Genomic DNA, 13,049 nt, shown 5'->3' on the forward strand with positions numbered 1-13,049 from the left:
AAAAAATTTTTAGTTTAAGTGAAAGAGATAAGACGCTTTTATTCGATATTTATAGCCAGAATGCTTCTTCAACTAACGGGTGCTTTAGCTAAACGAGACCATCATTTCGATGGTCTGTTTTTACGTTTAAAACATCAAGTGGATTTAGGCGATTCATTGTGAAATGTTACACTTAAACTAACGCAGCAGGTTAGTTGAATAAGCAAAACTAGACTTTTTAAAATATTTAATGATTGAATTTTAAATGTGACGTATACTTTTCTACTTTGCACTTTACATACCACACCGGGGTATGGTAAAATAATATCAAGTTAGGAGGTTGAGCTGATGGAAAACACAGTGAAAGAAGCAGCTTGCCATACAGAGATTGTAGTGTCTTGTCGAAAAAGTCATCATCCAGAACGTGTAAAAAAGGATTTAACAACTCGATTAAATCGTATCGAAGGTCAAATTAGAGGTATAAAGGGAATGATAGACAAAGACGTTTACTGTGACGATGTAATCACACAACTGTCTGCGACACAATCTGCTCTAAATAGCGTAGCCAAAATCCTTTTGGAAGGTCATCTAAAAGGTTGTGTGGTAGATCGCCTTTCAGAAGGTGATGAAGAGGTATTAGACGAATTAGTTCTGACGATTCAAAAGCTAATGAAAAAATAAAAACGAAATAGCACGTAGAAAATGAAAAAATTTTTTAAGTATTTATACCCCTATACCGTATAACAAGTCTGGATTAAAATACTTCAATTACAGGAGAGAGAAAACATGAAAGATATAACATTAAAGGTACATGGAATGTCATGTGGACATTGTGTAAATGCTATTGAGGGAAGTGTTGGTCAATTAGCAGGCGTTGAACAAGTAAAGGTAAACTTAACGGAAGCTCAAGTAGATGTAGTATTTGATGAAGTGAAAGTGTCACTTGATAAAATTAAAGAAACGATTGAAGATCAAGGTTATGAGATCGAATAAAATTGATTGAGTGCTTCTTTAGCACTCTATTATTTTCAAAAATATATACCCCAGATGGTATGGAAGAGGTGGAAGTAACATGAGTAAAGAAGTCAAAGAAGCTAATCTGCAAATTACAGGGATGACATGCGCCGCGTGTGCGATACGTATTGAAAAAGGGTTAAATAAAATGGATGGTGTCGAACAAGCAAATGTCAATCTAGCACTTGAAAAGTCTTCGATTAAATATGACCCGTCTAAACTGAGTGCTGCTGATTTTGAAAAGAAAATCGAAGCACTTGGCTACGGAGTAGTGAAACAAAAAGTAGAGTTTGATATTACGGGTATGATATGTGCAGCATGTGCGATACGTATTGAAAAAGGGTTAAACAAAATGGATGGAATTGCAAATGCGAACGTCAACTTAGCATTAGAAAAAGCAACAATTGAGTTTAACCCATCTGAGGTAGCGATTTCAGACATGATTGCGAAAGTGGAGAAACTAGGCTATGGGGCACACCAAAAGAAAGATGACAAAGAACGGGTCGATCACCGTGAAAAAGCAATTAAAGACCAAAAACGTAAATTCATTATTTCGGCGATTTTATCTTTACCATTACTTTGGACGATGGTTGCACATTTTTCATTTACATCGTTCCTTTACCTACCGGATATCTTAATGAATCCATGGCTACAAATGGCACTTGCAACACCTGTCCAATTCATTGTCGGAAAACAATTCTATGTTGGTGCTTACAAGGCATTACGAAATGGCAGTGCCAATATGGACGTACTAGTTGTTATGGGTACATCTGCAGCTTACTTCTACAGTGTATACCAAGCGATTGTCACAGCTGGTTCCCATCATGATGCGCACCTTTACTTTGAAACAAGTGCGGTACTGATTACACTCATTATTTTAGGTAAGTTATTTGAGGTAAAAGCAAAAGGTCGTTCATCGGAAGCGATAAAAAAATTAATGAGCTTACAAGCGAAAACAGCGATTGTCGTGCGTGACAGTGTTGAAAAAGAAATTCCATTAGAAGAAGTCGTCATTGGTGACACAATATTAGTGAAACCAGGTGAAAAAATCCCGGTTGACGGTGAAGTATTAGAAGGAAATACAGCTGTTGATGAATCGATGTTGACAGGGGAAAGTCTTCCGGTTGATAAAAAGCATGGTGACGTGTTATTCGGTTCAACGATTAATAAAAACGGTTTTATTAAAATGAAAGCAACAAAAGTTGGACGCGATACTGCGTTAGCACAAATCATTAAAGTCGTAGAAGATGCGCAAGGTTCTAAAGCACCGATTCAACGCCTAGCAGACCAAATTTCAGGTATTTTTGTTCCGATCGTTGTAGGGATCGCAATTATTGCCTTCCTTGTTTGGATTTTATGGGTACAACCAGGTGAATTTACACCAGCACTTGAAGTGTTAATTACGATACTTGTAATTGCATGTCCATGTGCTCTAGGTCTGGCTACGCCAACGTCCATTATGGCAGGCTCAGGTCGTGCAGCTGAATTCGGTATTTTATTCAAAGGTGGAGAGCACTTAGAGCAGACACAAAGTATTGACACGGTTGTAGTTGATAAAACAGGTACTGTTACACATGGTAAACCTGTTTTAACAGACGTTGTGCTAGCAATTGGTCAAGTGGAAGAAAAAATCTTATCTTTAATTGGTGCGGCTGAGAAACAATCTGAACACCCATTAGCACAAGCAATCGTTGAAGGTATTCAAGAAAAAGGCATCGAACTTGGTAACGTTCAATTTTTCGAAGCAATCCCAGGTTATGGTGTGCAAGCAACCGTTTCAGGTCAAGCAGTTGTTATAGGTACACGCAAACTCATGCAGCAATACGGCATCGATATTACAGCAGTTCTCCCGGCAATGGAGAAATTGGAGAGCGACGGTAAAACCGCGATGCTAGCTGGAATTAATGGGCAATATGCAGGGCTAGTTGCTGTAGCGGATACAATCAAAGACACATCAGCGGAAGCCATACGTCGTTTAAAAGAGATGGGTATCAAAGTCATCATGATGACTGGTGATAATGAGCGAACAGCACATGCCATAGGAAAAGAAGTAGGCGTTGACGATGTCATTGCTGAAGTTCTACCTGAAGGTAAAGCAGAAGAAGTGAAGAAACTGCAAGCGGCCGGTAGAAAAGTAGCGATGGTCGGTGACGGTATCAATGATGCCCCAGCCCTTGCAACAGCCAATATTGGGATGGCCATTGGTACAGGAACTGACGTAGCGATGGAAGCCGCTGATGTGACACTAATTCGTGGAGATTTGAATAGTATTGCCGATGCGATCATTATGAGTCGTAAAACAATGCGCAACATTAAACAAAACTTATTCTGGGCATTTGGCTATAATACACTTGGTATACCTATTGCAGCAATCGGATTACTTGCTCCTTGGGTTGCAGGTGCAGCGATGGCATTTAGTTCCGTGTCAGTTGTACTGAACGCTTTACGTTTACAACGAGTGAAATTAGATAATTAAAATTACTGTTGACTATAGAGTAAACTACGTTGTTTACTCTATAGATTACATAGAATAAATTCAATGGAGGGTAAGGGTGAGAATAGTAATGAACCAAATCGATAAAAAGATTAAACTGGCTGTAAATGGTGGCATTTCATTTGGAGCAAAACTAAATGCAAAACAATTGGCTGTAATTGTGGAGTATATGAGCGATAGTGATGAACTGGAGTTGACCACATTTCAACAACTTTACATCGAGATACCTGAAAGTAAGCTTGAATTAGTGGAAGAGAAATTTAACGAAGTAGGATTGTCCTGTTATCCAGTAGGAAATTTTGTGAAAAGTTTAAGGACCTGCAATTTTTGTAAAGGCTCAGAAGAAGAAGGAATGCCTGTAGCCATTGAACTAAACAAGCGAATAGCAGGAAAACCTGTTCCTTTCACACTTCGCCCAGCTTACACTGGATGTCCTATAGGATGTGGTGAACCGCTCGTAAATGATATCGGCATCATGAAAGTAAAAAACGGATATGACTTATACATTGGTGGAAAAGCAAAAGGAAAGGACGCTCAAATAGGTACTTTATTGATGGAGCAGCTAATGCCTGAACAGCTGTATAAAGTTGTCGAAAAAATCATTCACATCTATGCTGAACAAGGCAAGAAGAGGGAAACGTTTATAAAATTTATTGATCGTTTTGGATTTGAAAACTTGAAAAATGAAGTAGCTAGATAGGGTTTTGTATTGCAACCCAAATATCAGACACATGATTAGAAATAAGGGGGTATAATATGTCTTCCCTAAAAGATATTTTAGAATTTAATGGTAGATTCATTGAAGAAAAAGGGTATGAGCCCTACATCACAACAAAATATCCGAATAAAAAGCTAGTTGTATTATCTTGTATGGATTCACGCCTTGTCGAACTTTTACCAAAGTCGATGAATCTACGTAATGGTGATGTGAAAATTGTGAAAAGTGCTGGGGCAATAGTAAACCATCCATTTGGTAGTATTATGCGCAGTATACTCGTTGCGCTATATGAATATGAGCTAATTGCAGAGGAAGTGTTCATTGTCGGTCACTACGATTGTGGTATGAGCGCAGTGGATCCGGATAGCATGATTGAGCATATGAAAGAACGCGGCATTTCGGATGAAACGTTTGATATATTAAAATATTCTTCACTTGATATTAACAGTTGGCTTCGAGGTTTTGGTGATGTAAAAACAAGTGTATTAAAGAGTTGTGAAGTTGTTCGTAATCACCCATTAATAGCAAAAACAATTCCTGTACATGGTCTTGTCATGGATCCAAAAACAGGTTATTTGGATCTTTTATCAGATGGGAATGCTTATATCGAACAACAAAATAAAGCGTAATGAATATAGACTGTCCAGAAAAAATAGCATCTGGACAGCCTTTTACATTTAAATGTTCATTATGATTTGTTAGTTTTTTTGTAGGAAATCTTCGGTCGATTCTACAGCGCAATACATACCGTTAAGCGCACCGACAAACGCATAATGAACTTGTTCAGCTGGAACGACCTTACCTTCATAAGACAAGTCTCGTGTTGCACATGCATCTTCAATAAGTGTCGTCTCAAAGCCTAGATCCACTGCCGCTCTGACTGTTGCATCAATACACATATGTGTCATCATACCTACAACTACTACTTTAGTTACGCCATTTTCTCTTAATTTGCTTTCTAATTCTGTTTTTAAAAAGCTGTTAGGGAAATGTTTGATGATAATGCTTTCAGTTTCCAATGGTTGTACAGTTTCATGTATTTCAGCCCCCTCAGTATCCGGAAGGAAGAATCCTAATGCTGGATCACCTGCGAAATGTTGAACATGAAAAATGTTATCTTTGTTGTTCTTTCTAAACGATTCAAGCACTTTCGCAGCATTAGCGGCCGCTTTTTCAGGGTTGCTTAATTCCATCTTTCCATTTGGGAAATAGTCATTTTGAATATCTACAATAATTAGAGCTGTGCTCATTATTCTCCACCTCATTTAAAGTATTTTGTTACACTATAATCATAGATCGTATATTGATTTTTATCGATAAGTTGACGAAACACTTTTATCTCAAAAAATTTCATGGTGAAAGGAATTTATTATGGAACTTGATAATATTGATTTTCAGATTCTTCGGTTACTATCCGAAAATTCACGTATTCAATGGAAAGACTTAGGTGAACAAATTCATATGACGGGACAAGCAGTAGGGAATCGTATAAAAAAACTGGAGGAAAGTGGTGTCATTAAAGCTTACTCTTTAATAGTTGATGAAATGAAATTAGGACTTACTTATACAGCGTTTATCATTATTTACATGAAAACTGCAAACCATGATTCGTTTATACGATTTATGAATGAACGAAATGAGGTAGTGGAAGTTCACCGCGTATCGGGAGAAGGCTGTTATCATTTAAAAATAAAAGTTAACTCACAAGAGCAATTGAATCCTTTTCTGGATAAAATTCTTGAATATGGGAATTATACTGTACATCTATCCATTAAAGAGGTCAAACTTCAGAATCCATTGGCTGCTACACGATAAAAAAGTGATTTACTTTTCTATAAGATTAAAAAACAGCAAAAAAGGTATAATTCCTCGTACTGAGGTATTATACCTTTTTTGCATAGAGACAAAGGATCTTTCAATTATTATGTTCTCCCCATTGGCACATTTCCTGAATAATAGGCCAGAGAGTTTGCCCCTTTTCAGTAAGGCTATATTCGACGGGGAGCAGGCTTTTAATGATTTCATCCACAATTTCGATATAGGCAATTTTATTGATGTTGATGGAAATATGTACTCTAACGAAAACAAATGAAAAAACGCTTAGTATCGGAAATTATGTTTTGCTTGGAAAAGCATTGCATACATTACCAGAAACACACTTTAGAAGGGCATCAAGGAAAAAAGTTAGACCAAAAAATAGTTCTATCTTTTGTAAAGATTGTTTGGATAATAATATTGTTCCGAATGGGGGTGTATGGAATCAAACAAGCCATCTATTGCAGTTGGAGAAAATATAGGATTTAGAAATGTATTTAACTATATAGGATATGAGTTTCCGTTTAAGTAATTATTACTTCAACTAACGAGTGCTTTACTTTTAAAGCCTTTTTTCTTATTAAACTAAAGATAAGGTGAAAGAGAGGGATATTAATGGATGTAGAGTTAGATGCAAATGTGAAAAGATGGCTTTAGTCAAAAGGTGAGCATGTTTCAGTAAAAACCATTCAAGTTAATGATTGCTGTGCTCCTCCTATTCAGGATTTAATAACTCATCTAGGAAAGCCAAAAGATTTGCATAACTATGATGAAATCAAAGTAGACAATTTATACATCTTTTTGGTTTTCTTTCCTATTTGAAACACCCTTCGCATTAATGAGGGGTTCGCTTGGTCGTTTATTCCGCTAACAATTATTTTATATTCATTTTTTGTTATAAATCAAATAAACTGTATTTGCTAAAGAGAAGATAGTATCGAAAGGGCTCGATTGTTGAATAAGTGTATTTTGTGCTTAATAGTCCTTGTTATGTATTTTTTAATGACAAGATAAGAATTACACTTACTGAAGGAACAACCACGATTATATGGATAGCACAAGTAAACATAATAAAATTTAACAAATTTAATTTCTTTTCAATCGAATATCAATGGTTACAAAGGTAAAACTAAAAAGATTAAATACGAAAGGAGTGTTCACGATGAAGAACCGTAAGCAACCACATGAGCAGTTCACAATGAAGGATAATGGGTTGTCTTCAATGCAAGAAGTTTTATATCAAAAAGAATTTAATCGTGCTGACAAAGAGACAAATAAGAAAAATCAAAATAAAAAGTAAACACATTAATGGACTTCGACATAGGACATACTCGGAGTTCACTTTTTAAATAATAATGGAGACACGTGTTTATGATGAATAAAACAGTAAGATTCGATACGTTTATCCAAAAAATTTGAATCCAATCGAAAAAAGTGACCTTCTCCCAAATGAGATGGTCACTTTTATACATCATTTTTTTGTAGTATTGTAATAATAAAAAACTTTTTAACAAAAATGATGATTTTTTTGTATACTTTCACAATTAGGAGATGAGTCAAGGCGTTTGATAATTCCTAAAAATATGATCTATGTAGCTATACGAAGGTGAAGTAGTAGAAATTGAAAAACTAGATATCGGATATAATATAAACATTATAATAGGAACTATAACAGACGTTTTGTAGGTAGATTTTTAACAGCTTTAGTATACGGAGTGATTATTAACTAACGCAGCAGGTTAGTTGAAGAAAGTGTAGAACTTTCTTCGATCTATCTTGTCAGAATTTAAATTATCTAATGAAAGAGGTTCAGTAGTTGCAACATTATATGCAGTCATGTTAGTCCCTGAGGATTATGTACAGGCAGCATTATTAATGTCCTCTGGGATTATTAATGGAGTAACAATGTATAGAGTTGAGTTTTTACTTTAAAAATAGTCTCTTCTTAATTAGCTATTAAGAAGAGACTATGATAAAACTTATTCATATTTATTCAATGTGATGATTTAAAATCAATCCGTTATAGTTTAATTTCCCTTTGATAAAAGTCGTATAATTGGTTAATAGATGAACTGGACAAGATATGACTAGCTCGTTCAATTTTCTCGCGTTCCCAATCGAACCAACGCATTTCTTTCAACTTTTCGATTTCTTTGTCTGTAAATCGTTTCCTTATCTCTTTAGCAGGGTTGCCTCCTACTATCGTATATGGTGGGACATCTTTCGAAACAACTGATCCAGCCGCAACAATGGCACCTTCACCTATTGTTACACCGGGCATAATCATTGCATTCATACCAATCCAGGCATCATTTTCGATGATTGTATCCCCTTTTGGTTCGTAAGAAGTTTCAATTTGCTCCATAAAAGGATAGACGGTAATCCATTCAGAATGATGATTGTGATTTCCACCCATTAAAATAATTACACCACTTGCAATGCATACATAATTTCCTATAATCAACTTATCTAAATGCCAACCATTGTCTTCGATTGGGTTAAATAACTTTCTAGATTTTTCATCTCCCCATAAGTATCTAACGCACCCATCTTCAAAATCATGATTATCGTAATAACCAGAGTAGTAGGAGTATTCTCCTACTTCAATCATTGGGTTGGTGACAATATCTTTTAAATACTTAATTTCAGACCAGTGGTTAAATTGATGTTGTTTCATTTTTTTCCCTCACTTCTAAGTAGTATAAATCATTTTTTTTACTTAGAAGCTTAATGCCGTAGCAACATTCTTAAACCGTTTCAAACGACGAACCATCGTCCTCATCCTTTTCCTATTTAATAGGGAGATTGTAACAATTGAATCATCTGTTCGTCAAACTTTACTGCACAGTGCGACCATAAAGCGAAATACATTTTTGAAATTGTATTTAAGAAACAATTTAGTGGCAATTGGATATATCACCATTATCAAGGTAAATATTTAAATAATAAACCCTTTCCGATTGGTAGAAAGTCCTGACCTCTCGGGTTGGGGTATAAGCGAAATAGAATTAGATAAAAAAGGAATCTATATCATGCCAAAGGTCGTTGCTAGACTGTACGACCATGTTGCGAAGAATACAGAACCTAGACTGGTGTATAGTCAACAGTGCTTCCAGACTGCTTTCGGTTCAGTGTATAGGCATTATCAACAATTGAATTGAGATTTATACTTCATAGTTCCGTCTCAAAGAAGCAACTACATAATGAACTATTAGAATTCAGACTACTAAAACGGAGCGATTACTATTACTGCGGGGCATTCATACCAAACTTTGCCCATTCCTCTTTTGACGGACCATAAATGCCTGGAACAGTTAATCCTGCCTGTCGCATAAGAACAGTCATTTGTCCTCGATGGTGGTTTTGATGTTGAATCAAAAACAATAATAGTGAACCATTAGGCATTTGTTGACCTATAAATTCAATTCGTTCTTTCAATGTATGGTCAGTCCATTGAGTTTTTAATGCCTTTACAAATGCATTACTGGATTGGTAATAGTTTTCTGCTATAAATTGAGCCGAAGTAGGAACGGGAAAATCGTTAGTTGGTGCTTCGAACGTTAAGTTTGTATTTGAAGTAATAATATGAATAGCTGTAACGGTATGCCAAGCAATACGTCCTAAATTCCAATTTTGTGAAGTTATTTCCTGTTTAAGTGATTCATCAGTTAGAATATTTAGTAGTTTCTGTGTAGAACTAGCTTCGAAGTCCCAAGATTTCAAAAAATGGTCTAAGCTTTGGAACATAAAAATCCTCCTAAAATTTGTAGTTTTATTTCTATGAATCTTAATTCAATTATACTTTCCCCTTGAGCATATTATGTTTATCTTTTTTACAAACAGTTTAACTTTTACAAAACGGTACAACTTTATTTTTCGTGAACAATAATTAAGTAAACTGTTTCTTTTACTGTACACTATAATAAAAAAGTGTAATAGAAGAGAAGGTGCTTGTTTAACTAACGGGGCAGTTTAGTTGAGGAAGGAATCGTTATAATCTTTGTTGAAATAGATGTATAAAGAGAATATTTTAGTGAAATATTGTTTTAATTAAGGAGAGAACCTATTTGAGTCAGTTATTGTTTATAGAACCACCTGTCTTAGAGAGTGAAAGCATCATACTCAGACCTTTACAACAAGAGAATGCAAGATATTTATTTTCTATTAGCTACCCTGAAGTTTGGACATATATGTTTGGTGAAATTAAATCGGTAACTGAAATGGAAAAACATGTGTCCAAAAAAATTCAACTTCGCAATCAAATGAAGGCATTACCGTTTGTTGTTGTTTTAAAAGAAACTAATGAAATTATTGGAACAACAAGTATTTACGAAATTAACCTAAGTCAGAAGTCATGTGAAATAGGTGCAACTTGGTATGCAAGAAACTTTTTAGGGACTTTTGTCAATTCAGAGTGTAAGTATCTACTTCTAAAATATTGTTTTGAGGAATTAATGATGATAAGAGTACAATTTAAAACAGATGAGAGAAATGTCCGTTCTCAAAAAGCTATCGAACGTTTAGGAGCTATTAAAGAAGGTATCTTAAGAAAAGAAAGAATTCTTGAAAACGGATATATTAGAAATGCAGTAATATACTCAATTACAGATGATGATTGGAGAAAAGCAAAACAAGTGATAATAGAAAAAAGCATGAGAACAACATTGTGAAAGAATGCACTTAAACTAACGGATGCTTTAGTTGAACAAGACTATCATTTTGATGGTCTATTTTTTATCTAATATATTAAGCGAATCTCAGAAATCCATTGTGAAATGTTACACTTAAATTAAAGGCGCAGTATAGTACAATAAGTATCTTGAGTTTTATAGTAAATTTAAATAAGGGAGGGGATCTATATGGGGTTACAAAACTGTGTGAAATGTAAATCACAATTTAACTGGAGTAAAATATTTAGATCTCTTTGGCCAGCATACAGACCTGTTCGATGCAGTCAAAGTGGTACTTTTTATTTTGAACATAAAATAATTACCAATTAAGATAGTGGAGGAATTGGCGCAAAATGGAAGAAAAAAAGGTCACTTGGTTAGAGCTATTTTATGATTTGCTAATTGTAGCAGCTATTGCTACTGTAACTCATGTTTTGCTTCATGTTGAAAATGGATATATCCATTCAGACTATCTATTAAAGTTTGTATTGATTTTTATACCCATTTGGTGGGCTTGGGTAGGACAAACAATGTTTATCAATCGATTCGGGGAAGATTTATTTCATCACCGTATATTTTTAATTCTTCAAATGTTCTTTGCGCTAGTAATGATTGCGAGTTTGTCGGTAGATTTTGATTCGTATTATAAATCCTTTCTAATAGGTTATATTGGACTAAGGGCATTAATTGCAATTCAATATCTTGTTGTACAACAGACAGAAGTAGGGACTAGAAAGAAAGCAGCACTCTTTTTTGGAAAATACTTTTGGGTTGGCATTATTATTTCATTGTGCTCCGTCTTTTTTGACTCATGGATTAGGTATCTTATATTGTATACAGGTATCTTTGTAGATATATTAATCCCAATTATTGGACGGAAGCGATTAGTGAAGGTGCCTACAAATACAGCTCATTTATTAGAGCGATTTGGTTTATTTACTATCATTCTCTTCGGTGAAACTCTAGTTAGTACGCTTGCTGTAATCCAACCGAAACAAGGAGATTGGAATTCCATTTTGTTTACTATAGTTGCGTTTGTTTTAATCATATCAATGTGGTGGCAGTACTTCGATAATTTAGAAAAGAAAGTCGATAAATCTAAAAAAACAGCGGGTCAAATGATTATTTATGGTCATTTATTCATTTTAATGTCTTTAAGCATGATTGCAGCGTCGATAAGATTACTGTTTGTGCATGAGGTTAATTATTATTTTATTTTATTTTTCGTTTTTGGATCGGTATTACTCTACTTTTTATCAACTTCATTTGTTTTTCATCAATATAGACATAAGAAACAACGATTAAAAGTGTATCATTTAGGGTTATTTTTAGGTATTTTAGTTGGATTTCTCCTTATTAATTTAATCATTACAGTACCTAATATTATTATTATGGGAGAATTAGTTGTATTTTTTGTTATCTATGCTAAGTTAACAACTTTTTAATGAAATCATTAAACTTTATTTGAAAGTAATTTCATATTATCTTAAATTGATTTGATTTATAGTTTACTATAAAATGAAGAAAAAATGAGGTGTGATGAAAATGAGCTACCGAGAGTACAAAGGAGAAAATATTACAGTTTATTTCGATGGAGAAATTTGTAAACACGCTGCTGAATGTGTTAAAGGTTTACCAGAAGTTTTTAATGTAAAAGCTAGACCATGGATTTCTCTTGATAAAGTAGATGCTAAAAAAGTAGCCGAAGTAATTAATAGATGTCCAAGCGGTGCATTAAAATATAAAATGTAAGGAGGGAATAAGGTTGCTGCAAATTAAACAAGGTAGTCAGTCATTTTATATTGGTGATGAGAAAAATAGCGAAGCAGAAGTCCATTTTGTTCGTGTAGGGGAAACTCGAATTATATTAGATCATACACATGTAGCAGAACATTTAAGAGGAAAAAATGTAGGACAACAATTAGTAAAAGTGGCTGTTGAATATGCCAAAAACGAAAAATTACATGTGATTCCTCTATGTCCATTTGCAAAAGCTGAGTTTGATAAGAATCCAGAATATCAAAAGTTATTAGGGTAAAGACTGTAAAGCAGAGAATTATACTCAGTTATTTCTCTTCTTTATTTTATTTAGAAGCAATTTTATTAAAGTTGGTACTATGCTACGACTAACACTGATACAAAATAAGTTATACAATAATAAAACTGTATCGTTTTTGCTTTCCTTATTACCGTTTCTCAGGGGAGAAGCCCTCCAAATGATCAAATTAAAATGGAATTACACAAATGAATTTAGGTGTACCTATGCCTTTTAGCATTCACTTCAAATAGACCATATTTGATGGTCTATTTTTACTTTCAAAACATCAAGTAGATTTAGGCGATCCATTGTGAAATGTTA

General features: G+C 34.4%; 15 protein-coding genes and 1 pseudogene. 12 read left to right on the forward strand and 4 right to left on the reverse strand.

What is annotated here, in order from left to right; all coding sequences use genetic code 11:
• The first annotated feature begins 327 nt into the window (after positions 1-327).
• The 5 genes from AM499_RS05745 (at position 328) to AM499_RS05765 (ending at position 4,834) form a co-directional block, all read left to right on the forward strand.
• Positions 328-660: a metal-sensing transcriptional repressor gene (locus AM499_RS05745; protein ID WP_053589295.1), complete on the forward strand. Its 333-nt coding sequence runs from the start codon at positions 328-330 to the stop codon at positions 658-660.
• 105 nt (positions 661-765) lie between these two features.
• Complete coding sequence (copZ, locus tag AM499_RS05750) at positions 766-972, forward strand: copper chaperone CopZ (protein WP_053589296.1); 207 nt, start codon at positions 766-768, stop codon at positions 970-972.
• 79 nt (positions 973-1,051) lie between these two features.
• Positions 1,052-3,469 carry a heavy metal translocating P-type ATPase gene (locus tag AM499_RS05755; protein ID WP_053589297.1) on the forward strand — a complete coding sequence of 806 codons (2,418 nt, stop codon included), beginning with the start codon at positions 1,052-1,054 and terminating at the stop codon, positions 3,467-3,469.
• Between the two features lie 88 nt (positions 3,470-3,557).
• Positions 3,558-4,187, forward strand: a complete 630-nt coding sequence (locus AM499_RS05760; protein WP_053592108.1) for an NAD(P)/FAD-dependent oxidoreductase — start codon at positions 3,558-3,560, stop codon at positions 4,185-4,187.
• Positions 4,188-4,243: 56 nt separating this feature from the next.
• Positions 4,244-4,834, forward strand: coding sequence for a beta-class carbonic anhydrase (locus AM499_RS05765; RefSeq protein ID WP_053589298.1), 591 nt, complete (start codon positions 4,244-4,246; stop codon positions 4,832-4,834).
• Between the two features lie 69 nt (positions 4,835-4,903).
• On the opposite strand, the gene AM499_RS05770 is transcribed toward AM499_RS05765, so the two are convergent.
• Entirely contained in the window at positions 4,904-5,455 is a 552-nt protein-coding gene (locus AM499_RS05770) for a cysteine hydrolase family protein (protein WP_053589299.1), read from the reverse strand.
• Positions 5,456-5,576: 121 nt separating this feature from the next.
• Between AM499_RS05770 and AM499_RS05775 the strand changes: the two genes are divergently transcribed.
• Positions 5,577-6,020, forward strand: a complete 444-nt coding sequence (locus tag AM499_RS05775; protein ID WP_053589300.1) for an Lrp/AsnC family transcriptional regulator — start codon at positions 5,577-5,579, stop codon at positions 6,018-6,020.
• A gap of 100 nt (positions 6,021-6,120) precedes the next feature.
• Here AM499_RS05775 and AM499_RS22360 read toward each other — a convergent pair whose 3' ends face one another.
• On the reverse strand, positions 6,121-6,234 hold the full coding sequence (locus tag AM499_RS22360; RefSeq protein ID WP_197275597.1) for a winged helix-turn-helix transcriptional regulator: 114 nt from the start codon (positions 6,232-6,234) through the stop codon (positions 6,121-6,123).
• Positions 6,235-6,362: 128 nt separating this feature from the next.
• Here AM499_RS22360 and AM499_RS21990 point away from each other — a divergent pair.
• Positions 6,363-6,552, forward strand: a pseudogene (locus AM499_RS21990) (GNAT family N-acetyltransferase); the annotation flags it as partial.
• Between the two features lie 630 nt (positions 6,553-7,182).
• The gene (locus AM499_RS21610; RefSeq protein WP_156316760.1) at positions 7,183-7,320 is read left to right on the forward strand and encodes a YfhE family protein; all 138 of its coding nucleotides are present in this window, start codon (positions 7,183-7,185) and stop codon (positions 7,318-7,320) included.
• Between the two features lie 720 nt (positions 7,321-8,040).
• Here AM499_RS21610 and AM499_RS05785 read toward each other — a convergent pair.
• The gene (locus AM499_RS05785) at positions 8,041-8,697 is read right to left on the reverse strand and encodes a CatB-related O-acetyltransferase (protein ID WP_053589302.1); all 657 of its coding nucleotides are present in this window, start codon (positions 8,695-8,697) and stop codon (positions 8,041-8,043) included.
• A 569-nt stretch (positions 8,698-9,266) separates the two neighbouring features.
• Complete coding sequence (locus AM499_RS05790; RefSeq protein ID WP_053589303.1) at positions 9,267-9,767, reverse strand: DinB family protein; 501 nt, start codon at positions 9,765-9,767, stop codon at positions 9,267-9,269.
• Positions 9,768-10,087: 320 nt separating this feature from the next.
• On the opposite strand from AM499_RS05790, the gene AM499_RS05795 reads away from it, so the two are divergent.
• From AM499_RS05795 to AM499_RS05810, 4 genes are all read left to right on the forward strand, one after another.
• The gene (locus AM499_RS05795) at positions 10,088-10,690 is read left to right on the forward strand and encodes a GNAT family N-acetyltransferase (protein WP_053589304.1); all 603 of its coding nucleotides are present in this window, start codon (positions 10,088-10,090) and stop codon (positions 10,688-10,690) included.
• A gap of 353 nt (positions 10,691-11,043) precedes the next feature.
• Entirely contained in the window at positions 11,044-12,135 is a 1,092-nt protein-coding gene (locus tag AM499_RS05800; protein ID WP_053589305.1) for a low temperature requirement protein A, read from the forward strand.
• Between the two features lie 100 nt (positions 12,136-12,235).
• The gene (locus AM499_RS05805) at positions 12,236-12,442 is read left to right on the forward strand and encodes a (4Fe-4S)-binding protein (RefSeq protein ID WP_053589306.1); all 207 of its coding nucleotides are present in this window, start codon (positions 12,236-12,238) and stop codon (positions 12,440-12,442) included.
• A 13-nt stretch (positions 12,443-12,455) separates the two neighbouring features.
• Positions 12,456-12,728: a GNAT family N-acetyltransferase gene (locus tag AM499_RS05810; RefSeq protein ID WP_231687537.1), complete on the forward strand. Its 273-nt coding sequence runs from the start codon at positions 12,456-12,458 to the stop codon at positions 12,726-12,728.
• Positions 12,729-13,049: the final 321 nt, after the last annotated feature.

Origin of the sequence: Bacillus sp. FJAT-22090 (assembly GCF_001278755.1) — a bacterium.
Taxonomy (GTDB): Bacteria; Bacillota; Bacilli; order Bacillales_A; family Planococcaceae; genus Psychrobacillus.